The organism is Actinoplanes sp. CA-252034 (assembly GCF_050956125.1).
Lineage (GTDB): Bacteria > Actinomycetota > Actinomycetes > Mycobacteriales > Micromonosporaceae > Actinoplanes.
In genome coordinates, this window is the sequence record NZ_CP191846.1 from 9,450,526 (window position 1) to 9,473,088 (window position 22,563).

Below are 22,563 nucleotides of genomic sequence, written 5' to 3' on the forward strand. Positions count from 1 at the left end.
ACCCGTCCACCGCTCAGAACACCAGAAACAACACCGATCAAGGGGTACGGACAATCGCGCCCCGCACTCGCGCAAGAGGCAGCCACGGGGCCCACGCACCGTGCGAATGGTCACCAACCGGAGCGGTACGGCGTACATCCGAAGAAGCAAAAGGTGATCGGACCGGCCGAACCGGGAAACCTCTCGCCGTCGGCGCGTCCGCGCCCCGGTTTTCTGTCATACCCCCGAGGCAGGATGTGAGGCGTGGAAGACGTGCTGGAGAGGTTCGGACCGGCCACCCGGGAGTGGTTCAGGGCCGCCTTCGCCGCGCCCACCCCCGCTCAGGCCGGGGCGTGGAGGGCGATCGGTGCGGGGCGCAACGCCCTGGTGGTCGCGCCGACGGGGTCGGGCAAGACGCTGGCGGCCTTCCTCTGGTCGCTGGACCGGTTGTCCCGTGAGCCGGCTCCCGAGCAGGTCAGGCAGCGTTGCCGGGTGCTCTATGTGAGCCCGCTGAAGGCGCTGGCGGTCGACGTGGAGCGCAACCTGCGGGCGCCGTTGACAGGCATCCGGCAGGCGGCCGGCCGGCTCGGTCTGCCCCCACCGGAGATCACCGTCGGCATGCGCACCGGCGACACCCCGGCCGAGGAGCGGCGCGGTTTCGCGCGCACCCCGCCGGACATCCTGATCACCACGCCGGAGTCGCTGTTCCTGCTGCTCACCTCGGCCGCGCGCGATTCGCTGCGCGGCGTCCAGACGGTGATCCTCGACGAGGTGCACGCGGTCGCCGCGACGAAGCGTGGCGCGCACCTGGCGCTGTCCCTGGAGCGACTGGACGCTCTGCTCGAGCGCCCGGCTCAGCGGGTGGGCCTGTCCGCGACCGTCCGGCCGATCGACGAGACCGCGCGGTTCCTCGGCGGCGCGCAGGATGTCGAGATCGTTCAGCCACGCAGCGCCAAGACGATCGAGGTGACCGTCGAGGTCCCGGTCGAGGACATGACCAGGCTCGACGAGGCGCCCGCCTCCGGTCAGGACGATCCGGGCGCCGGCCGGCACACCCCGTCGATCTGGCCGGCCGTCGAGGAGCGGGTTCTCGATCTGATCGAGGCGCACCGTTCGACGATCGTCTTCACGAATTCACGGCGTGGGTCCGAGCGGCTCTGCGCCCGCCTCAACGAGCTGGCCGCCGAGCGCGCCGATCCGGAGTCGACGCAGGTCCCGGCGGGGTCGCGAGCCCCGGCGGAGATCATGGCACAGGCCGGCGGCACCCGCGGCGCACCGCCCTTGGTGGCCCGCGCCCACCACGGCAGCGTCTCCCGGGAGGAGCGCAAGCAGATCGAGGAGGCGCTGAAATCGGGTCGGCTCCCGGCCGTGGTGGCCACGTCCAGCCTGGAGCTCGGCATCGACATGGGCGCGGTCGATCTGGTGGTGCAGATCGAGGCGCCGCCGTCGGTCGCGGCCGGTCTGCAGCGCATCGGCCGGGCCGGGCACCAGGTCGGTGCGGTGTCGCGTGGCGTGGTCTTCCCCAAGCACCGCGGCGACCTGCTGTCCTGCGCCGTCGTTGCGGAGCGGATGGGTGACGGCGCGATCGAGGAGCTGCACTGTCCCCGCAACCCGCTGGACGTGCTGGCCCAGCAGATCGTCGCGATGACCGCCCTCGACGAGTGGCAGGTCGACGACCTGGCGACGCTGGTCCGGCGGGCCGCTCCGTTCGCCGAGCTGCCGTCGTCGGCGCTGCACGCCGTGCTCGACATGCTGTCCGGCCGCTATCCGTCGACAGCCTTCGCCGAGCTCCGGCCACGCCTGGTCTGGGATCGGGCCACCGACGTGCTCACCGGCCGTCCGGGCGCCCAGCGTCTCGCCGTGACCAGCGGGGGGACGATTCCCGACCGCGGCACGTTCGGCGTCTTCCTGGCCGGCTCGGAGCGTGCCTCGCGGGTGGGTGAGCTCGACGAGGAGATGGTCTACGAGTCGCGCGTCGGCGATGTGTTCCTGCTCGGGTCGACGTCCTGGCGGATCGAGGACATCACCCCCGACCGGGTGCTGGTGTCCCCCGCCCCGGGCGCGCCGGCCCGGATGCCGTTCTGGAAGGGTGACTCGCCCGGCCGCCCGATCGAGCTGGGCCGGGCCATCGGCGCCCGGCTGCGTTCGCTGGTCAAGGCAGGTGACGAGGCAGCGACCGCCACGCTGCGGAAGTCCGGGCTGGACGAGTGGGCGGCCGGCAACCTCATGGCGTATCTGCGGGAGCAACGCGAGTCGACCCGCCACCTGCCCGACGACCGGACGATCGTGGTCGAGCGGTTCCGTGACGAGCTGGGCGACTGGCGGATGACCGTGCACTGTGTGCTCGGCGCCAAGGTCAACGCGCCGTGGGCGCTGGCGATCGCGCGGCGGCTCTCCGAGCGGTATGGGGTGGACGGTCAGGTGATGCCCTCCGACGACGGCATCGTGGTGCGCCTGCCGGACACCGCGGACGAGCCACCCGGCGCCGAGCTGATCGCCTTCGACCCGGAGGAGATCGTGCAGCTGGTGGAGGAGTCGGTCGGCACGTCCGCGCTGTTCGCGTCCCGATTCCGGGAGTGTGCCGCCCGTTCGCTGCTGCTGCCCCGCCGTGACCCACGCCGCCGTCAGCCGCTGTGGCAGCAACGACAGCGCTCGGCCCAGCTGCTCGACGTGGCCCGTGAGTTCGCCGACTTCCCGGTCACGCTGGAGGCGGCCCGCGAGTGCCTACAGGACGTCTTCGACGTGCCCGGGCTGACCGGCCTGATGCGGGAGATCTCCGGTCGTAAGGTCCGGCTGGTCGAGGCGGAGACCTCACGGCCGTCGCCGTTCGCCCGGTCACTGCTCTTCGGCTACGTGGGCGCGTTCCTCTACGAGGGTGACGCGCCGCTGGCCGAGCGCAGGGCCGCCGCGCTGACCCTCGACTCGACGCTGCTGGGGGAGCTGCTCGGCCGGGTCGACCTGCGCGAGCTGCTCGATCCGGAGGTGGTGGCCGAGACCGAGGCGCAACTGCAGTGGCTCACCACCCAGCGCACCCCACGGGACGCCGAGGACGCGGCCGAGCTGCTCCGGCTCCTCGGTGATCTGTCGCCGGACGAGCTGGCCGTGCGGGGTGCGCCCGAGGAGTGGGTGGATGCCCTGGCGGCGGCCCGGCGTGCGGTCCGAGTGCGGGTCGCCGGTGAGGACCGGTGGATCGGCATCGACGATGCCGGGCGCTACCGTGACGCGCTCGGGGTGGCGCTGCCGGTCGGTATTGCGGAGGCCTATCTGGAGCCGGTCGCCGATCCCCTCGGTGACCTGGTCGCCCGCTACGCCCGGACGCACGGGCCGTTCGCGGCGGCGACCTGCGCGGCCCGGTTCGGCCTCGGGGTGTTCGTGGTCGAGCAGGCGCTGAAACGGCTCAGCGCGACCGGTCGGGTCACGTCCGGTGAGTTCTCCCCCGGCGGAGCCGGCACCGAGTGGTGCGACGCCGAGGTGCTGCGGATGCTGCGCCGGCGCTCGCTGGCGGCGCTGCGCCGGGAGATCGAGCCGGTCCCACCGCGGGTGCTGGCCACCTTCCTGCCACGCTGGCAACAGGTCGGCGGGAACGCCCGCGGGGTGGACGCGCTGGCCGCCGCGATCGAGCAGATCCAGGGCGTCGCGGTGCCGGCGTCCGCGTGGGAGCGACTGGTGCTGCCCGCCCGGGTCGGCGACTACGCGGCACCGCAACTGGACGAGCTGTGCGCGTCCGGTGAGGTGCTCTGGGCCGGCTCCGGGTCGATCTCCGGCGGCGACGGGTGGGTGACGCTGGCCTACGCGGAGAGCGCGCCGTTGCTGCTGCCACCGCCCGACGACGATTTCGCGGCCACGCCGCTGCACCAGACGGTGCTCGACGCGCTCGAGGGTGGCCAGGCGCTGTTCTTCCGGTCGCTCTCCGACCGAGTCGGCTCGACCGACGACACCGAGCTGGCGGCGGCGGTGTGGGACCTGGTGTGGGCCGGTCATCTGACCAACGACACCTTCGCGCCGTTGCGGGCCATGCTCGGCGGGAGCGGCGCGCACCGGGCGAAAGCGACGCCGGCCCGTTCCCGGTACCGACGGCCCGGACGACCACATATGCCCGCCCGGGGTGGGCCGCCGAACATGGCGGGCCGCTGGTCCCGCCTTCCCGACCGCGATCTCGACCCGACCCGCCGGGCCGCGGCCGTCGCCGACGTCCTGCTCGAACGGCACGGGGTGGTGACCAGGGGCGCTGCCATCGCCGAGGGGGTGAGCGGCGGGTTCGCTGCCGTCTATCCGGTGTTGGCGGCACTGGAGGAGCGTGGGGCGGCCCGGCGCGGCTACTTCGTCGAGGGGCTCGGCGCGGCACAGTTCGCGGTGCCGGGGGCCGTGGACCGGTTGCGCGCGCTGAACGAACCGGACGAGGAGAGACGGGGCGGCGGTCCACCGGCGGTGGTGCTGGCGGCGACCGACCCGGCCAACCCTTACGGGGCGGCGCTGCCCTGGCCGGATCGCATCGTGGACAGCGGCGACGGGGAGCCGGTCGCCAAAGCCGGCCACCGAGCCGGCCGAAAGGCGGGCGCCCTGGTCGTGCTGGCCGGCGGCGACCTGGTCCTCTACGTCGAACGTGGCGGCCGGACCCTGCTGTCCTTCACCGACGACCCGGAGCTGCTCACCCACGGCGCTCACGGCCTCGCCGGGGCCGTGCGGTCCGGCGCGCTCGGCGCCATGTCCGTCGAACGAGCCGACGGCGAGTCGGTACACACGTCCCCGTTGCGAGACGCGTTGACGACGGCCGGGTTCCGCACCACCCCACGGGGTCTCCGCCTCCGCGCCTGACTCGGGTCACACACCAGGCCCACAGCGCGGGCCGCGGCACGCCGCGCTCCGTGCCGCCGTCGCGGCCGGGACCCGGCACCACCACGAACCAGCACCACCCACGAGGCTGAAGCCGCGCGGGTGGTGCGACTGTGCGGCCCAGGCCTTACCGCGCCCGCACCTCACGCCTCCGCGGCACCGCGAGCCGAAGAAGAGAGACCGCCCACGATGGCGGGCACGGGACAACGGACACGGGATGACCGGCCCATGATGACGGGCACGGGGCTACCGGCGCGCGACGGGACCGGGACGGATCGGGCCGGTGGGACCGATCGCACCCCGGACCGCGAGGTCAGAGCTTCGGCGCGACTTCGGAGGCGACCAGGTCGATGTGGTCCAGGTCGGACAGGTCGAGCACCTGGAGGAACAGGCGGGAGGCGCCGGCTTCGGCGTACCGCTTGATGGTTTCGACGGCCTCGGCGGGCGTTCCGACGATGCCACCGTTGGCACGCATCTCGTCGGGTTCGCGACCGATCGTGGCGGCGCGCCGGTTGACTTCGGCGTCGTCGCGGCCGACGCAGAGGACGGCGGCGGCCGAGTAGGTGAGCGGCTCGGTGCGGCCTAGAGCCTCTGCGGCGGCACGGACCCGCCCGTACTGCGCCGGAATGTCCTCGATCTTGGAGAAGGGCACGTTGAACTCAGTGGCGTAGCGGGCGGCCAGGTACGGGGTGCGCTTCTTGCCGTGCCCCCCGACGATGACGGGCACCCGCGGCGACTGGACCGGCTTGGGCAGCGCGGGCGAGTCGGCGACCCGGTAGTGCTTGCCGTCGAAGTCGTAGGTGGAGCCGACCGGGGCCGCCCACAGACCGGTGATGATCTCCAGCTGTTCCTCGAGGCGGTCGAAGCGCTCACTGACGGGCGGGAACGGGATGCCGTACGCCGTGTGCTCGCCCTCGAACCAGCCGCCACCGAGGCCGAACTCGACCCGCCCACCACTCATCGCGTCGACCTGGGCGACGGCGATCGCGAGCGGCCCTGGCAGCCGGAACGTGGCCGAGCTGACGAGCGTGCCGAGCCGGATCCGGGAGGTCTGCACGGCCAGCGCGGCGAGGGTGATCCAGGCGTCGGTGGGGCCGGGCAGCCCGGACCCGTCGCCCATCTTGAGGTAGTGGTCGGAACGGAAGAACCCGTCGTATCCGCCGTCCTCGGCGGCCTTGGCGACCCGCAGGAGATCGTCGTGGGTGGCGCCCTGCTGGGGTTCGGTGAAGATCACGAGACGCATGGCTCAACACTGCCACGACAGCCCGGCGCGCCAGCCGTAGATCGATGGTCGACAGGCAGTAACGTTGGCCACCATGGCCGGTTATGGATGGATCAGCTTCACGACCGATTATGGCACCTTTGACGGCTTTGTCGCCGCTTGCCATGGCTCGATCGCCCGCGTCGCCCCCGACGTCAAAGTGATCGACGTCACTCATCACGTGCCGCCCGCCGACGTCGCGCGGGGCGCGGCCGTTCTGGCGCAGACGGCGCCGCACCTGCCGGCCTCGGTGCACCTCGCGGTCGTCGACCCGGGTGTCGGCACGGCCCGCCGCGGCGTCGTGCTGACCACACCGAACGGGCTGCTCGTCGGCCCCGACAACGGCCTGCTGATCTGGGCGGCCGAAGCGCTCGGCGGCGTCACGGCGGCCTACGAGCTGGACAACAAGGACTGGGTCATCGGCAGTGTGTCCCGCACCTTCCACGGCCGCGACGTCTTTGCTCCGGCGGCGGCCCGGCTGGCGCTAGGCGCGGCGCCCGAGGAGGCCGGCCCCGCGGTCGATCCGTCCGATCTGACCCGTCTGCCCGACCCGAGCGTCACGATCGGCGACGGCTGGATCGAGGCCGAGGTGCTCACCGTCGACCGGTTCGGCAACGTGCAACTCGCCGCGGACGGCTCGGCGCTCTCCGGCCTCGGCTCCGAACTGCTGGTGAACGACGGTGTCCGCGCCCGCCGCGGCACCACGTTCGCCGACGTCAACGTGGGCGAGCTCCTCGTCTTCGCCGACTCCGCCGACCGCGTCGCCATCGCGGTCAACAACGGCCGGGCCGTGGTGCTCCTCTCGGTGATCCCCGGCGACACGGTCCGCATCGCCGCCCGCTAGAAGCTTTTACGGTACGGCCACGAAGAGTCCCGCGGCTCCCGGCGGACGGCCGGGGCGTGCCCTCCCGACCGTCCCCCGCCGACGGCTCATGCATGCCCCACACCGTTACCCCAGGCGCCCGCCCCCGCTCACAATAATCCGCGACGCCCGCGCTCCCCAGGAACCACGACGCTCGCGCTCACAAGAATCCGCGACGCCCGGGATGGGCAACGACGGCAGGGCCGAGAGGCACGGAAGGCGGAACGGCGGCAGGGCCTGGAGGCACGGAAGGCGGAACGGCAGCAGGCCGCCGCAACGGGTAGGACTGAAGCGGGCGGCCGGGGGAAGAATGAGGCCATGCCGGAAGGGGACACCGTCTGGAACACCGCCCGCGTGCTGGAGAAGGCGCTGACCGGGGAGATTTTGACCGGTTCCGACTTCCGGGTGCCCCGGCTGGCCACCACCGATCTGACCGGCTGGACGGTCGCCGAGTCGGCCAGTCGCGGCAAGCATCTGCTGCTGCGCCTGACCCGGGAGGGCCGGCCGCCGCACACGCTCCACTCACATCTGCGGATGGACGGCGCCTGGCGGTCTTACGGTCCCGGGGAACGCTGGACCGGCCGCCCCGCGCACCTGATCCGGGTGGTGCTGCGCTCGGCCCGGTCGGTCGCCGTGGGCTACCACCTGCACGAGATCACGCTTCTGCCGACGGCCGGGGAGGAGTCGCTCGTCGGCCATCTCGGACCGGACCTGCTGGGGGCGGACTGGGATCCGGCCGAAGCGGTCCGGCGGATCTCCGCGAGCCCGTCGGCCACGATCGCCGAGGCGTTGCTCGATCAGCGCAATCTCGCCGGGGTGGGCAACCTGTACAAGGCGGAGACGCTGTTCTTGCGTGGCCTGTGGCCGTGGACGCCGGTCGCCGCTGTGACCGACCTCACCGGAACGGTCACGATGGCTCAAAAACTGGTGGCATCGAACCGCGGCCGCTGGACACAGACGACCACCGGTTCGCTACGCAAGGGCGAGACCAGCTATGTGTACGGCCGGCGCGCCCAGCCGTGCCGCCGGTGCGGCACGGCGATCCGCAAAGCCGAACAGGATGAGCGCGTCACCTACTGGTGCCCGCGCTGCCAGCCGGAGCCCTGAACGCCGCCCCGGCCCACTACGGCGAACCTGCAGCCACCTGCCCGGAGCCAGCCGATTCACACCGCAGTGATCAGCCCGCGGCGGTGGACCGCGAACCGGGTGGCGTCCGGAACTTCGTTGTCCGGGCCTCGGACAGCTCCCCGAGATCGGGCTCCGCCTGCTTCGGTGCGGAGGGCTGCGGCGCGGCGGCCGGGGGTGCGGACGGCCACGGCGCGGCGGCCGGTGGTCGCGCGGCTACCGAAGGCACGGACGGCGACGGCCCGGAGGCCGAAGGTGCGGACGGCGACGGCGACGGCGACGGCGCGGAGGCCGGTGGTCGCGCGGCGGCCGAGGGTGGGGCAGCCGAGAAGCCCGACGGCATACGCAACTCGGTGGTCCGCAGCTCGGCCAGGCCCTCGGCTATGCCACGAAGGCGGTCGGCCGCGTCGACAAGGCCGAAATACGCCGGATGGCGGCTCTCCGCGACCGGATGCCCGTCTTCCGCGACGTAACCGGCGGCCGCCGCGACCAACTGCTCATACGCCTCGACGCCCTCGGTGAACTGCTCGGCCAGCCCGGCGTGCGACTCGACGAGCGCATCCCGCTGACCGGGCTGCGCCAAGGGGATGGCCCGCTCGACGCTCGCCACCCGCTGACCCAGGTCACGCAGCCACTGCTCGGCGGTGGCCGCCTCCAGCATCGCGGTCTCCCCGGCACCGGTGAGCCGACCGGCCAGCCCGACCATGGCCTGCGAGGCACGGTCGAGGCGGTCCCACGCGTCGGCGATCGCCGAGCCGCGCAGCGCATAGCGGCTGCGCTGGCGCCGCACCTCGCGCAGCACCGTCTGCCCGGCCGGGAACCGCTGCAGGGCCTTGCTGAGCTTGTCCTCGGGGATCGAGGGCGGGGGTGCCGGTGTGGCGGCGAGCTCACGATGGTCTTTCCACCGCCACACCGCGAGGACGGCAGATGCTCCGGCCGCGGCCGCCCAGCCCGCGTCGCCGGCGCCGATCCCCGCATAGGGTGTGAGGACGGCTGCCGCCGCGGTCAGGCCACCACCCAGCACGCTCCACCGCCGCGCCGAACCCCGCAGCCGCTTGAGCCGCCGGAAGTACCTGGCCCGCTCGTCCACCGTCGCTCCCATCGTCCTTACCGGGCCGGTCAGCCGGCCGCGGTGGTGTCGCCGCGCTTCTGGTTGAGGCTGGCGCGGATCTCGTCGAGACGGGCCACGCCCGCCGCGTCGGCGGCCGGAGTGGCGGGCTGCTCGACGGCCGGCTGAGCGGTGGCGCCGCCCAGTTTCTCGCCCGCCATGCTGGAGCGGATCTGCTCCAGACGGGACGCGCCGGCCAGATCCAGGCTGGACTTCTGCACCTCCAGCATGCGGCCCTCGACCGAGTTGGAGGCCAGCTCGGCCCGGCCCATCGCATTCGCATACCGCTGCTCGATCTTGTCGCGCACCTGGTCCAGCGACGGGGTGTTACCCGGCGCGGCAAGCTGCGACATCGACTCGAGCGACTTGGCCACGGTCTCCTGCATCTTGGCCTGCTCGAGCTGGCTGAGCAGGCGCGACCGCTCGGCGATGCGCTGCTGCAGGAGCATCGCGTTGTTCTCGACCGCCTTGCGGGCCTGGCCGGCGGCGCCGAGAGCCTGGTCGTGGAGGGTCTTCAGATCCTCCATCGACTGCTCGCCGGCGACCAACTGGGTGGCCAGGGTCTGCGCGGTCTGCTCATACTTCTGCGCCTCGGACTCGTCACCGGCGGCGCGGGCCCGGTCGGCGAGCACCAGGGCCTGCCGTGCCATGCCCTGCAGCTTCTCGACCTCGGACATCTGCCGGGACAGCTTCATCTCGAGCTGCCGCTGGTTGCCGATGACGGCCGCAGCCTGCTGCACGAGCGCCTGGTGCTGGCGCTGGGCGTCCTCGATGGCCTGCTGGATCTGGACCTTCGGGTCGGCGTATTCGTCGATCTTCGCGCCGAAGAGCGCCATCACGTAATGCCAGCCCTTGACGAACGGATTCGCCATCTCGTGGTGTCCCCTCAAATGTCGCTCCGTCGGACGCGTCACCGCAGTTTGAACCGGTGACGCGAAACCCATCGTGACAGCCGGACGCCAGCGGCGTCACGTGTCCTCCGGGGATCTCAGGGTCTCCCCTGGCATCGAGGCTACGCTCCCCTGACGCCCCATGGCAGGGCACGAAACAGGCCGGACCGCTCCCATGGAGCGGCCCGGCACAGACGTATTCATGATCAGGCGGCGTAGACGATGTCCCGCTTCGGCTTACGGGTCGCGTGCAGCGTCGCCTTCAGTGGCGACTCCTGGCGCACCGAGACGGAGACGTCTCCGGATGCCTTGTCGTCGATCGGGACGAGCACACCCTCCATGTTCTCCGCGAGGGCCAGCGTGTTGCTGACCTCACTGAGCAACTCGGAGAGCCGGGCGCCGAGGGCGTCGCAGATGGCGGCGAGAAGCTCGCTGGACGCCTCTTTCTGCCCACGCTCGATCTCGGACAGATAGCCCAGACTGACATTTGCGGCGGTCGACACCTCGCGCAGCGTGCGGTGCTGCCCCTGCCGGCGCGCACGAAGAGCGTCGCCGATAACGCGGCGTAGCAGGACCATGGCACCTCCTCCTGCGGGCGGGGCCGCCGGCCGACGCCGGAGGCTTCCCGCAACCGTACCTGGCGTTGGCCGCGGCGACATCCCGCCCCGCCGAATTCCCGGGCCGGCCGGACCGCCGCCGAACCGGACAACCGGCGCTTCATCGGAGATAATCCCAGCTCAGAGACGCGGTGATGACTGCCGGAGAGAGTCGGTGAGCAATTGCAGGACGGCCGTCACACTTTCGGTTCGGACGGCCTCGCGGTTACCGTCGAGTTTCAGCTCGCGCACCGTGGACCCGGATCGGCCGGCGACCGCCACATAGACGAGCCCGACCGGCTTGCCGTCCTGCGGCTCCGGGCCGGCGACTCCGGTGGTGGCCAGGCCCCAATCGGCGCCACAGCGGTCCCGGACGCCCTCGGCGAGAGCGGCGGCCACATCGCCGTCGACCGGGCCACGCTCGGCCAGCAGCTCCTCCGGCACCCCGGCGAGGCGCGCCTTGAGATCGGTCGCATACACCACGAGGCCGCCGCGGAAGACCGCGCTCACCCCGGGGATCTCGACGATGGTCGCGGCCACCAGCCCACCGGTGAGCGACTCGGCACTCGCCAGGGTCTCCCGCCGCTCGACGAGCGCGTGCACCGCCGCGGCGGCCGCCACGGACATCTCCATCGGACCTCCTGTCACCGTGAAACCAAGACCGGACCAACCGCGAGCCAACCCGACCGCGCCGCCCGCCGACGCTCGATGCGCCGCGAGCCGAGGCCGCACGCGGCCACAAGCCGGCAGTGACCGCACTACGAGCCCGAGCCGGCACCGCTGCGAGCCAGAGGCGGCACCGCTGCCAGCCCGAGGCGAACCCACTGCAAGCCCGAGCCGAACGCACTGCGGGGACCTACGGACGGCGTGTTGTAAACCCCGTCCGGCCACGATCAAACCTCCGGCCGGGCGCCTCGCCGCAGCCTCAGAGCCTGCAGGACGTAGTCGGCGCCGGTGACCACGGTGACCACCAGGGCGGCGCCCATCAGCACGACACCGACGAGATGGTAGGGCTCCGGCACCGGCCACAAATACCAGGCGATGGCGACGGTCTGCAGCCCCGTCTTGAGCTTGCCACCCCGGGAGGCGGGGATGATGCCGTACCGGATGACCCAGAAGCGGAGAGCGGTAACGCCCCACTCACGGATCAGGATGATCGCGGTCACCCACCACGACAGCGGGCCGTAGAGGGAGAGCAGGACCAGGGCGGTGCCGGTGAGCGCCTTGTCCGCGATCGGGTCGGCGACCTTGCCGAACGAGGTGACCAGATGCCATCGCCGGGCGATCCAGCCGTCCGCGAAGTCGGTGGCCGAGGCGATGCCGAATGCGAGGCACGCGGCGATCCGCCAGTCCGGATCCGTCATCTCGGAGGCGACGACCAGGACGAGGAAGACCGGTATCAGCACGATCCGGACCACGGTCAGCGCGTTGGCCGCGTTGTAGAGCGACACCACGCGAGGCGCGGGGACCGGCTCGTCGGTCACCGGGTCACCGGGGCTGCCGAGATCATCTCCGTCGGCACCGCGATCAGGTCCACTCCCTCGGTGCCGGTGACGCGGGCGCGGACCAGGTCTCCGGGGCGGAGCATCGTCAGGTCGACCCCGTCGGCACCGGCGACGAGGGTGGTGGAGCCGTCGACCTCGGGGGCCTGGTGCTCGGCGCGCCCCTCGATCTCGCCGTCGTCGATCGAGTCGACCAGGACCTCGACGGTCTCGCCGAGCCGGTCCTCGGCCCGCTGGGCGCAGAGCTCCTCGGCGAGGGCGACCACCTTCGCGTACCGCCGCTTGATCGTCGCCTCGCTCAGCTTGCCGGACAGGCCCGCGGCCTCGGTGCCGTCCTCGTCGCTGTAGTCGAAGACGCCGATGGCGTCGAGGCGCGCCTCGGTGAGGAAGCGGATCAGCTCGTCGACGTCCTGCTTGGTCTCGCCGGGGAAACCGACGATGAAGTTGCTCCGGGCGCCCGCCGCCGGGGACAGCTTGCGGGCCGAGTCGAGCAGCTCGAGGAAGCGGTCGGTGGAGCCGAACCGCCGCATCCGGCGCAGCACCGGCTCGCTGGAGTGCTGGAAGGAGAGGTCGTAGTAGGCGGCCACACCGGGCGTGGTGGCGATCGCCTCGACCAGGCCGGGGCGGGTCTCGGCGGGCTGGAGGTAGCTGGCCCGGACCCGGACGATGCCGTCGACCGCGGCCAGCTGCGGCAGCAGTTTCTCCAGCAGGCGCGGGTCGCCCAGGTCCTTGCCGTAGGACGTGCTGTTCTCACTGACCAGCACCAGCTCGCGGACGCCGGACTTGGCCAGCCACTCGGCCTCGGCGAGCAGCTCCTGCGGGTCGCGGGAGACGAAGGCGCCGCGGAAGGCCGGGATGGCGCAGAACGCGCAGCGCCGGTCGCAGCCGCTGGCCAGCTTGAGGGAGGCGACCGGGCCGCTGTCGAGCCGGCGGCGCAGCACCTTGCGCAGGTGGGCCGGGGTGTGCTCGTCGACGGTGGCGTGGCCCGGCACCACGACCTTGGTGGCATGCCGCTCGACCGGCGTGATCGGAAGCAGCTCGCGGCGGTCACGCGGAACGTGCGAGACGTGGCTCTCGCCGCGCAGCACGCTCTCCAGCCGGTCGGTGATGTCGGTGTAGTCGTCGAAGCCGAGCACCGCGTTGGCCTCGGGGAGGTTCTCGGCGAGCTCCTTGCCGTACCGCTCGGCCATGCAGCCGGCGGCGACCACCTTGGCGCCGGTGTCGGCCGCGGCGAGCAGCGTGTCGATCGAGTCCTGCTTGGCCTTCTCGACGAAGCCGCAGGTGTTGACGACGACGACGTCGGCGCCCTCGGCATCGGTGCCGACCTCCCAGCCGCCGGCGTCGAGGCGGGCGGCCAGCTCTTCCGAGTCGACCTCGTTACGGGCGCAGCCCAGGGTCAGTAGGGCGACACGGCGGGTGGGAGGAGTTCCAGACACCCGACAAGGTTACCGGGCGGCCGGCGTGGGTCGTTCCTCCGCTCGGCCGGTCCCGGAACATCCGATTCGCCCGGTGGGCACGACTGTGTGGCGCAGGGTGGTTATCGTCCCTCCTCATGTCCATCCTTCGTGATCCACAGCGGCGCGTGGAGCTGTTCCTGGTCGTGTGCCTGCTGGCGACGGCCTTCACAGCGCGTTACGTGGGCCGGTCGGAGATGACCCGTGACATGCAGATCTTCTTCGAGTGGCACGACCGGTTGGAGCGGGCCGGCGGCTGGCGGGGGCTGGGCGAGGCGATCGGCAACTACAACGCGCCGTACATGTATCTGCTCTGGTTCGCGTCGGTGCTGCCGGTTCCGCTGCTGATCGGGATCAAGCTGGTCTACGCGGTCTTCGATCTGCTGCTGGCGTTCTTCGTGTTCAGGCTGGTGGAGATGCGCCGGGGCCGCCGGGCCGGTTTCGCCGCGGCGCTCGTGGTGATCCTGCTGCCGACCGTCGTGATCAACGCGTCGATCTGGGGGCAGATCGACTCGATCTGGGCGTCGTTCGCGGTCGGCGGGGTGTGGATGCTGGCCCGTGGCCGGGACTGGTGGGGTGTCGCGCTGTGCACGCTGTCACTGGCCTTCAAGCCGCACGGGATCTTCATCTTCGCGCTGGTCGGGCTGCTCGTGCTGGCCGGGCGCCTGCGGGCCCGGACGCTGCTCGCGGTACCGGCGGTCTGGCTGGCGCTCAGCCTGCCGGCGTTGCTGCTCGGGCGCTCGCCGGGCGAGTTGTTCACCATCTACAGCCTGGACCGGCAGGCCGGGATCATCGATCAGCTGACCGCCAAGGCCCCGACGATCTTCGCCTTCCTGGAGGGCACCCGACGGCTGGACACGGCCCGGCACCTGGGATACGTCCTGACCGCGGCGCTGGTGCTCGGCGTCTTCCTGCTGGTGATCGCCCGCCGGGCACGGCTGGACGGGACCCGGATCGTGACGCTGGCGACGCTCTTCGCGATCCTGATCCCGTTCGGGCTGCCCGGGATGCACGAGCGGTATTTCTACCTGGCCGACGTGCTGACCGTGGCGCTGGTGTTCCATCTGCCACGGCTCTGGTTCGTGCCGCTGCTGGTGCAGGCCGCGTCGCTGGGCTCCTACACCTACTTCCTGTTCGGCCAGACCCGCGAGCAGCTGGAGTTGCGGGCGCTGGCGGCGCTGATGCTGGCCGCGCTGGTCGCCGTGGGGTACACGCTGATCCGGGACGTCCTGATGGAGCGGGAGATCACACCTCTAGCACCAAAGCCGGTTGGCAATACGATGGCGGAGTGACCACACCCGACCATCTGGACGATCTCGACGCCGTGTCCGCCCTCGCCGACAGGGTGCGGCGTGCGGCATACCGGGCGGTGGCCGACGCGGCGCCGGACGCGACCAGGCGGGACGAGGTGGCCGAGGCGCTCGGCGTGGGCCGTACGCTCGCCGCGTTCCACCTCGACAAACTGGTGGACGCCGGGCTGCTCGAGGTGTCGTACGCTCGCAGGTCGGGTCGCAGCGGGCCGGGCGCCGGACGGCCGGCCAAGCTGTACCGGCTGTCCGCGGCCGAGCTCGCGGTGAGCGTGCCGCCGCGCGCCTACCGCGGCGCCGCCGAGTTGCTGGCCGAGGCCCTGGAGCGTTCGGGCGCCGAGGAGACCCTCTACCGCGTGGCGGAGGAGCACGGCCGCAAGGCCGGGCGCGAGCCGGACGTCACGGCGCTGCTCACCGGCAACGGCTACGAGCCGGCGTCCCGCGACGACGGGCGCATCGAGCTGCGCAACTGCCCCTTCCACCGGGTGGCCGAGCAGTTCCCGCCGCTGATCTGCGGGATGAACCTGGCGATGCTCAACGGCCTGCTGGAGGGCGCCGGGCTGGCCGGGGAATGGTGCGCCCGGATGGATCCGGCTCCGGGCCGCTGCTGCGTCACCGTCTCTAAAAACAAAACAGATTGACTTTAGTTGTACGGGCTGGTGAAGTGACCGCATGACGGACTTCCACCTGGCTCAGATGAACGTCGCCAAGCTCCGTGCCCCGGAGGGGGATCCCCTGGTCGCCGAGTTCACGGCCGGCGTCGGCCTGATGAACGAGCTGGCCGACCGCTCCCCCGGCTTCGTCTGGCGGCTCAAGGAGGAGGACGTCGACCTGGAGGCACTCGGGATCCAGCCCGCGCCGCCCGAGATGATCGCCACCATGTCGGTCTGGGAGTCCCTGGAGGCGCTGCGGGGATACGTCTACCACTCGACCCATCTCGACTACCTGCGCCGCCGCCGGGAGTGGTTCGTCCCGGGCGAGTCGGCGATGGTCCTGTGGTGGGTCGAGGCCGGCCGCATCCCCACGCTCCGGGACGGCCTCCAGCGCCTGGCCCTGCTCGGCTCGGAGGGCCCCGGACCGCGGGCGTTCACGTTCCGGCAGCCCTTCCCCGCGCCGGTGCTCAGTCGACCCTGAGAGCCGCCAGAGCCTCTTCCATCTCGTCCGGCTTGACCAGCACGTCGCGGGCCTTGGAGCCCTCGGACGGGCCGACGATGCCCCGGGTCTCCATCAGGTCCATCAGGCGGCCCGCCTTGGCGAAGCCCACCCGCAGCTTGCGCTGCAGCATCGACGTCGAGCCGAACTGGCTGGACACCACCAGCTCGATGGCCTGGATCAGCAGCGCCAGGTCGTCGCCGATCTCCTCGTCGATCTCCTTCTTCTTGCTCTGCGGGACCTCGGTGACGTCCTCACGGAACTCCGGCTCGCGCTGGTCCTTGCAGAACTTGACGACCGCCGCGATCTCCTTCTCGTCGACCCAGGCGCCCTGGATGCGGGTCGGCTTCGAGGCGCCCATCGGCAGGAAGAGGCCGTCACCGCGGCCGAGCAGCTTCTCCGCGCCCGGCTGGTCCAGGATGACCCGCGAGTCGGCCAGCGAGGAGGTGGCGAAGGCCAGGCGGGACGGCACGTTCGCCTTGATCAGGCCGGTGACCACGTCGACCGAGGGCCGCTGGGTGGCCAGCACCAGGTGGATACCGGCGGCGCGCGCCAGCTGGGTGATCCGGACGACCGAGTCCTCCACGTCGCGCGGCGCCACCATCATCAGGTCGGCCAACTCGTCGATGATCACCAGGAGGTACGGGTACGGCTTCATCTCCCGCTCACTGCCCGGCGGCGCCGTGATCTCGCCGCTGCGGACCTTGCGGTTGAAGTCGTCGATGTGGCGGACCCCGTTGGCGGCGAGGTCGTCGTAGCGCATGTCCATCTCGCGAACCACCCACTCCAGGGCGTCCGCGGCCTTCTTCGGGTTCGTGATGATCGGCGTGACGAGGTGCGGGATGCCCTCGTACGCCGTCATCTCCACCCGCTTCGGGTCGACCAGGAGCAGTCGCACCTCATCCGGGGTGGACCTGGACAGGATCGACACCAGCAGGGAGTTGAGGCAGGAGCTCTTGCCCGCGCCGGTGGCCCCGGCGATCAGGATGTGCGGCATCTTCGCCAGGTTCGCCACCACGAACCCGCCCTCGATGTCCTTGCCGAGCGCCACGACCATCGGATGGTGGTCGGAGGCGGCCGCCCGCGAGCGCAGCACGTCGCCGAGCGACACGTTCTCCGGGTCGGTGTTGGGGATCTCCACACCGACGGCGCTCTTGCCCGGGATCGGGCTCAGGATACGCACGTCCGGCGACTTCACCGCGTAGGCGATGTTGCGGGAGAGCTGCGTGATGCGCTCCACCTTGGTGCCCGGGCCGATCTCCACCTCATACCGCGTCACCGTTGGGCCACGGGTGAAGCCGGTCACCACCGCGTCCACGTTGAACTGCTCGAACACGCCGGTGAGCGCGGCCATGATCTCGTCGTTGGCACGGCTGCGGGCCTTCGGCGGGGTTCCGACGGCGAGGATGTTCGGTGGCGGCAGCCGATAGTCGCCCTTGACCGCCGAGATCTCCAACTGCTCGGCCCGGGTGGGCGGCATGGGCGAGTGCTCGGGCGGCTTCTTGCGGGTCTTCGGCAGCTTCGGCAGGGCCACCGTGTCGTGCAGGATGATCTCCTCGTCGAAGTCGTCCGGCGCATCCTGGTCGAGCGGCGGCGGCTCGGTCAGCGCCGCCTGCCTGCGCCGGGCCGGACGCCGCGGCTTCGGCTCCGCCTCGGCGTCCTCCTCCTCGCCGTCGTTCTCGTCGTACTCGGGGGCGACGGCAGGCGGGGGCAGATGGCGGCCGGACCGGCCGGAGACCAGGTCGAGCAGGAGCGCGACACGCTCCGGGATCTTGGCGATCGGCGTCGCGGTGATCACCAGGAGACCGAAGACGAAGAGCAGGAACAGCAGGGGTACGGCCACCCAGGCGGTCACCGCACGCTCGAGCAGGCCGCCGATCCCGAAGCCGAGCAGGCCACCGGGGTTGTCGATGCCGGGCTGCTCGGTCTCCGGGCCGGAGATGTGCAGCAACGCCGCGGTGGCCACGATGATCGTGGTCCAGCCGACCAGGCTGCGCCCGCGGTGCTCCGGGTCGGCCGGCTCACGCATCAGCCGGATCGCGCCGTAGAAGAGCAGCAGGGGCAGCAGCACCGCGAGACTGCCGAGGAACAGGCGCACCATGTCGGCCACCCACAGGCCGACCGGGCCGGCGCTGCCCGCCCAGACCGCGACCGCGATCAGGATGGCGACGCCGAGCATGAACAGCCCGGCGCCGTCACGGCGGTGCTCGGGGCCGATCGACCGGGCGCTGGCCGCCTGCCGGCCGGCACCACGGGCCAGCCAGCCGACGCCGCCGGCCACACCGAGCCAGAGACTGCCGAGGCCCCGGGCGATGCCGGGCCCCACCGCGGCCGGCTGTTTACGGACAGCGGGGCGCCGGGCGGCCGGTTTGCGCGCGGCTGCCTTGCCGGTGGTCTTGCCGGTAGCCTTACGTGCCGGCTGCCGGGCGCGGTTGACCGCCGCGCCCCGAGTCGTGGACGCGGCGCGGCTCCGGCCCGCCGGAGGAGTTCGGCCCGCCATGGATGTCACCGTAGCCGGGCGGGGCCGCTCTGCCGAGAAGGCGCACCGCGACTGCTTTTCACTTTCCCGGCATTTACCATCGTAAAGTGCAACCTCTCAGCAACGACTTGATCAAGGCCGCGCTGGACGAGCGCGGCTTCTCGTACTTCGTCGATGCCGACGGTGACATCGCCGGCAACTTCCAGGGCAATCTCATCTACTTCTTCCGGCTCGGCCAGCGGCAGGAGATCCTCCAGGTGCGCGCCATGATGCAGCACGTCTTCTCGGTCGAGGAGGTGCCGAGGCTCTACGAGTTCTGCAACACGTGGAACCGGGACCAACTGTGGCCCAAGGCGTACGTGCAGGTGACCGACGACGGCCAGGCCATCGTCGTGGGCGAGGTGACCACCGATTGGGAGCACGGCGCCACCCTCCAGCAGATCGACCAGGTGATCCTGTGCGGAGTGGCGACCGGATGCCGGCTCGGCGACGCGCTGGGTGAACTGAAATCGGGGTCCTCACGCTGACGCGTGAGGACCCCGATCAGGATCGCCGGATCACGGAGTCCCGGCCGGGCTGAGGCCTCCGGGCCCGGCGATGGGACCGGTCCGGGCGGCTTCCACGCCCGGACCCGTCCCGGGTTCCGCCTTACTGGACGTTGAAGCCCAGGTTGTACGCGCCGGTGCCGGAGGTGGCCACGACGACGTACCGGTAGGTGCCGGTCCCGCCGTTGAAGGACAGGGACTTGTCACCGGTGCCGGTGGACTGCGCCACGGTCCGGAACTGACCGCGGTTGTTCGCCTTCTGCAGCACCAGGTCGAAGTCGGCGCCGTCCGGGGCGTCGAGGCAGGCGGTGTGCGTGCCGGCCCGGGCCCGGTAGGCCCCGCCGTTCGGCTGCGCCTGAGCCTGGCCGGCCCGGTTGATCGTGCCGTCGCGCTGCACCGGGAGCGCGTCGCACGCGGACGCCTCCTCACCCTCCTCAGCCGGCGGGGCGCTGGCCGGCGGCGCCTCGGCGCCACCCTCGCCCTCGGTGGTGACCAGGGTCAGGTTCTGCGCCGCCAGGATCTCGTTGAGCGGCTGGAAGAACGTCTCGCCGCCGGCCGTGCAGTCACCGGAGCCGCCCGAGGTCACACCCTGGGCCTGGTCGCCGGAGAGCCACGGCCCACCGGAGTCGCCACCCTCGGCGCAGACGTCGGTACGGGTCAGGCCGGTGACCGTGCCCTCCGGGTACTGGACGGTCTGGTTCTTGGCCAGCACCGTGCCACAGAACGTGCCGGTGGTGGAGCCGGAACGGCAGATCGCCGCGCCGACCGGGGCCTCGGTGTTGCCGGCCACCGGAAGCTCGTTGCCGTTGAAGTCGTTGACCACCGGGCGCGGGTCCCAGTCGTCGTTCACCGCGACGAAGCCCATGTCGGCGTTGCCCGGGAAGACCGAGAACTCGACGGTGCCCTGAGCCTGGTTGTTGAAGCCGGTGGTGGCGGTGCCCTCCTCGCCGCAGTGACCGGCCGTGACGAAACCGGTCGTCACCGAGAAGCCGATCGAGCAGCGGGCCTGGCCGCCACCGACGTTGATGAAGTACGGGTCCGCGCCGCGCACGTCGAACAGCGGCTTGGGCTTCGCGCTGCTGACCTTCACGGTCACCACATCGGTGGAGAGGCCGGCCCGCCGAGCGACGGCGAGCGCGTCGGCCTTCTCACCGGGCTGGGCGACCACGACCACCTTGTTGGTGGGCACGTCCACATACCACCCGGTCAGGCCCTCGACCTCGGCCGCGGCCGTGTCGAGCTTGGTCTTCAACGCGTCGAGCTCGGCTTCGCTCCGCTTGACCAGCACCGGTACGGCACCGGCGGCCTTCACCGCCGACGCCGCGTCGGAATCGGTCACCGCGACCTTGAGCGTGGTGCCGTCGGACGCGAGCCAGGCGCCACCGAAGTCCTCGCCGGTCTGCGCGGCCAGCGTCGCCGAGACCCCGCCCGCCCATTCCGAGCGGGCCAGCCGGGTGGCCGCCTGTTCACCGCTGAGACCGAGGTCACGCTTCATGGCCGACAGCAGCTCCGGGGACAGTCCCCCCGGAGTGCTGTTCGAGCTCTTCGACCCGCCGGTCTCTTCGGTGCCGGCAAGCGACGGCAGGGTGAAGGCGACTGCCGCCGCACCCGCCACCGCCACAACCGCCCCTACGGCGATCGCACTGCGCTGCATCTGGAGAACTCCCTCCGCCACGGGTGCCGTGGGGGCGGCACCGTGCCAGGGAGTACGCAGCTCGACCCAAGATGGTTGAAACGGACGCGTGATCCTTATGGATTCACAGGAATCTCAGACTTCGACGACCGTCGGGACGATCATCGGCCGGCGCCGATAAGCGTCGTTCACCCAGCGGCCCACCGTCCGCCGCACCACCTGTTGCAGCTGGTGGGTGTCGGTGATGCCGTCCTCGGCCGACCGGTGCAGGGCAGCGGTCAGCAGCGGGACGACCGGGTTGAACGCCTCCGGGTCCTCGGAGAAGCCCTTCGCCGAGATGACCGGCTCGCCGACCACCTTTCCGGTCACCGAGTCGATGACCACAGTGGCCGCGATGAACCCGCCGTCACCGAGTATGCGGCGCTCGGTGAGCAGCGACTCGCTGACGTCACCGACCGCGAGACCGTCCACGTAGACATACCGGCTCTTCACCCGGCCGACCACGCGGGCGTGACCCTCGACCAGGTCGACGACGTCACCGTCCTCGCAGAGCACCACCCGGTCCGGGGCGACCCCGGTCTCGATGCCGAGCTGGGCGTGCGCGCGCAGGTGCCGCCACTCGCCGTGCACCGGCATCAGGTTGCTCGGCCGGGTCACGTTGAGCAGGTAACGCAGCTCACCGGCGGGCGCGTGCCCGGAGACGTGCACCTTCGCCGTCTCCTTGTGCACGACCGTGGCGCCGGCCCGGGACAGCTGGTTGATCACCCGGTAGACCGAGGTCTCGTTGCCCGGGACCAGCGAGCTGGCCAGCACGACCGTGTCGCCGGAGGTGATGGTGATGTGCCGGTGATCGCCCGTGGACATCCGGCCGAGCGCGCTCATCGGCTCGCCCTGGGAGCCCGTCGACATGAAGACGATCTCGTCGGGCGGCAGATGGGTCGCCTCGTCCAGGCCGACCAGCAGGCCCTCCGGGATGCGCAGCAGACCCAGGTCACGGGCGATGCCCATGTTGCGGACCATGGACCGGCCGATCAGGGCGACCTTGCGGTCGAACTCCCATGCCGAGTCCATCACCTGCTGCACGCGGTGCACGTGCGAGGCGAAGCTGGCCACGATGATCCGGCCGCGGGCCTTGCCGAAGATCGAGCTGAGCACCGGGCCGATGTCGCGCTCCGGCGTCACGAACCCGGGGACCTCGGCGTTCGTCGAGTCGGAGAGCAGCAGGTCGACGCCCTCCGCCCCGAGCCGGGCGAAGCCGGCCAGGTCGGTGATCCGGCCGTCCAGCGGCACCTGGTCCATCTTGAAGTCACCGGTGTGCAGGACCAGACCCGCGGGAGTACGGATGGCGACCGCCAGCGCGTCCGGGATCGAGTGGTTCACGGCGAAGAACTCGCACTCGAACGGGCCGAGCCGCTCCACACCGCCCTCGCGGACGGTCAACGTGTACGGGTCGAGCCGTCGCTCGGCCAGTTTCGCCTCGACCAGTGCCAGCGTGAACTCGGAGCCGACCAGTGGGATGTCCGGCTTGTGGGCCAGCAGATAGGGAACCGCGCCGATGTGGTCCTCGTGGCCGTGCGTCAGCACGATCGCCTGCACGTCCTCCAGCCGGTCCAGGATCGGCGCGAAGTCGGGCAGGATCAGGTCGACACCCGGTTGCTCGACATCGGGGAAGAGCACCCCGCAGTCGACGATCAGGATCTTCCCGTCGAACTCGAAATAGGTCATGTTCCGACCGATGGCGCCGAGCCCACCGAGCGGGACGACGCGCAAAGCGCCCTCCGGCAGCGGCGGTGGCGGACCCAGCTCCACGTGAGCGTTAGTCATTCGCCTCTTCCTG

General features: G+C 71.4%; 16 protein-coding genes and 1 pseudogene. 7 read left to right on the plus strand and 10 right to left on the minus strand.

Annotated features, from left to right (window positions below; genetic code table 11):
- Positions 1-252 precede the first annotated feature (252 nt).
- The gene (locus ACQPZW_RS42650; RefSeq protein WP_433797788.1) at positions 253-4,794 is read left to right on the plus strand and encodes an ATP-dependent helicase; all 4,542 of its coding nucleotides are present in this window, start codon (positions 253-255) and stop codon (positions 4,792-4,794) included.
- Between the two features lie 331 nt (positions 4,795-5,125).
- Here ACQPZW_RS42650 and ACQPZW_RS42655 read toward each other — a convergent pair whose 3' ends face one another.
- Positions 5,126-6,055 carry an LLM class F420-dependent oxidoreductase gene (locus ACQPZW_RS42655; RefSeq protein ID WP_433791714.1) on the minus strand — a complete coding sequence of 310 codons (930 nt, stop codon included), beginning with the start codon at positions 6,053-6,055 and terminating at the stop codon, positions 5,126-5,128.
- A gap of 73 nt (positions 6,056-6,128) precedes the next feature.
- On the opposite strand from ACQPZW_RS42655, the gene ACQPZW_RS42660 reads away from it, so the two are divergent.
- Entirely contained in the window at positions 6,129-6,917 is a 789-nt protein-coding gene (locus ACQPZW_RS42660) for an SAM hydrolase/SAM-dependent halogenase family protein (RefSeq protein WP_433791715.1), read from the plus strand.
- Positions 6,918-7,253: 336 nt separating this feature from the next.
- Complete coding sequence (locus ACQPZW_RS42665; protein ID WP_433791716.1) at positions 7,254-8,042, plus strand: zinc finger domain-containing protein; 789 nt, start codon at positions 7,254-7,256, stop codon at positions 8,040-8,042.
- A gap of 367 nt (positions 8,043-8,409) precedes the next feature.
- Here ACQPZW_RS42665 and pspM read toward each other — a convergent pair.
- From pspM to rimO, 6 genes and pseudogenes are all read right to left on the minus strand, one after another.
- A pseudogene (gene pspM / locus ACQPZW_RS42670) lies at positions 8,410-9,162 on the minus strand (phage shock envelope stress response protein PspM); the annotation flags it as partial.
- Between the two features lie 17 nt (positions 9,163-9,179).
- On the minus strand, positions 9,180-10,040 hold the full coding sequence (locus ACQPZW_RS42675; RefSeq protein WP_433791717.1) for a PspA/IM30 family protein: 861 nt from the start codon (positions 10,038-10,040) through the stop codon (positions 9,180-9,182).
- A gap of 224 nt (positions 10,041-10,264) precedes the next feature.
- Positions 10,265-10,636 carry a helix-turn-helix domain-containing protein gene (locus tag ACQPZW_RS42680; protein ID WP_433791718.1) on the minus strand — a complete coding sequence of 124 codons (372 nt, stop codon included), beginning with the start codon at positions 10,634-10,636 and terminating at the stop codon, positions 10,265-10,267.
- A gap of 159 nt (positions 10,637-10,795) precedes the next feature.
- Complete coding sequence (locus tag ACQPZW_RS42685) at positions 10,796-11,287, minus strand: CinA family protein (protein ID WP_433791719.1); 492 nt, start codon at positions 11,285-11,287, stop codon at positions 10,796-10,798.
- Positions 11,288-11,547: 260 nt separating this feature from the next.
- Positions 11,548-12,138: a CDP-diacylglycerol--glycerol-3-phosphate 3-phosphatidyltransferase gene (gene pgsA, locus ACQPZW_RS42690; protein WP_433791720.1), complete on the minus strand. Its 591-nt coding sequence runs from the start codon at positions 12,136-12,138 to the stop codon at positions 11,548-11,550.
- A complete protein-coding gene (gene rimO, locus ACQPZW_RS42695; protein WP_433791721.1) occupies positions 12,135-13,592 on the minus strand; it encodes a 30S ribosomal protein S12 methylthiotransferase RimO in 1,458 nt (485 codons plus the stop codon). Before rimO ends, pgsA begins: the two co-directional genes overlap by 4 nt.
- A 116-nt stretch (positions 13,593-13,708) precedes the next feature.
- Between rimO and ACQPZW_RS42700 the strand changes: the two genes are divergently transcribed.
- The 3 genes from ACQPZW_RS42700 to ACQPZW_RS42710 are packed head-to-tail and all read left to right on the plus strand — an operon-like array spanning position 13,709 to position 16,051.
- The gene (locus ACQPZW_RS42700; protein ID WP_433791722.1) at positions 13,709-14,902 is read left to right on the plus strand and encodes a glycosyltransferase 87 family protein; all 1,194 of its coding nucleotides are present in this window, start codon (positions 13,709-13,711) and stop codon (positions 14,900-14,902) included.
- Positions 14,899-15,558: a helix-turn-helix transcriptional regulator gene (locus ACQPZW_RS42705; RefSeq protein ID WP_433791723.1), complete on the plus strand. Its 660-nt coding sequence runs from the start codon at positions 14,899-14,901 to the stop codon at positions 15,556-15,558. The genes ACQPZW_RS42700 and ACQPZW_RS42705 overlap by 4 nt, the downstream gene beginning before the upstream one ends.
- Positions 15,559-15,589: 31 nt before the next feature.
- Entirely contained in the window at positions 15,590-16,051 is a 462-nt protein-coding gene (locus ACQPZW_RS42710; protein ID WP_433791724.1) for a DUF3291 domain-containing protein, read from the plus strand.
- On the opposite strand, the gene ACQPZW_RS42715 is transcribed toward ACQPZW_RS42710, so the two are convergent.
- On the minus strand, positions 16,038-18,569 hold the full coding sequence (locus tag ACQPZW_RS42715) for a DNA translocase FtsK (protein WP_433791725.1): 2,532 nt from the start codon (positions 18,567-18,569) through the stop codon (positions 16,038-16,040). The two genes, ACQPZW_RS42710 and ACQPZW_RS42715, sit on opposite strands and share 14 nt — an antisense overlap.
- Before the next feature lie 86 nt (positions 18,570-18,655).
- Between ACQPZW_RS42715 and ACQPZW_RS42720 the strand changes: the two genes are divergently transcribed.
- Complete coding sequence (locus ACQPZW_RS42720) at positions 18,656-19,075, plus strand: YbjN domain-containing protein (protein WP_433791726.1); 420 nt, start codon at positions 18,656-18,658, stop codon at positions 19,073-19,075.
- Between the two features lie 121 nt (positions 19,076-19,196).
- On the opposite strand, the gene ACQPZW_RS42725 is transcribed toward ACQPZW_RS42720, so the two are convergent.
- Together ACQPZW_RS42725 and ACQPZW_RS42730 are read right to left on the minus strand one after the other, a co-directional pair.
- On the minus strand, positions 19,197-20,747 hold the full coding sequence (locus ACQPZW_RS42725) for a S1 family peptidase (RefSeq protein WP_433791727.1): 1,551 nt from the start codon (positions 20,745-20,747) through the stop codon (positions 19,197-19,199).
- 114 nt (positions 20,748-20,861) lie between these two features.
- Positions 20,862-22,550: a ribonuclease J gene (locus ACQPZW_RS42730; protein WP_433791728.1), complete on the minus strand. Its 1,689-nt coding sequence runs from the start codon at positions 22,548-22,550 to the stop codon at positions 20,862-20,864.
- Between the last annotated feature and the right edge of the window lie 13 nt (positions 22,551-22,563).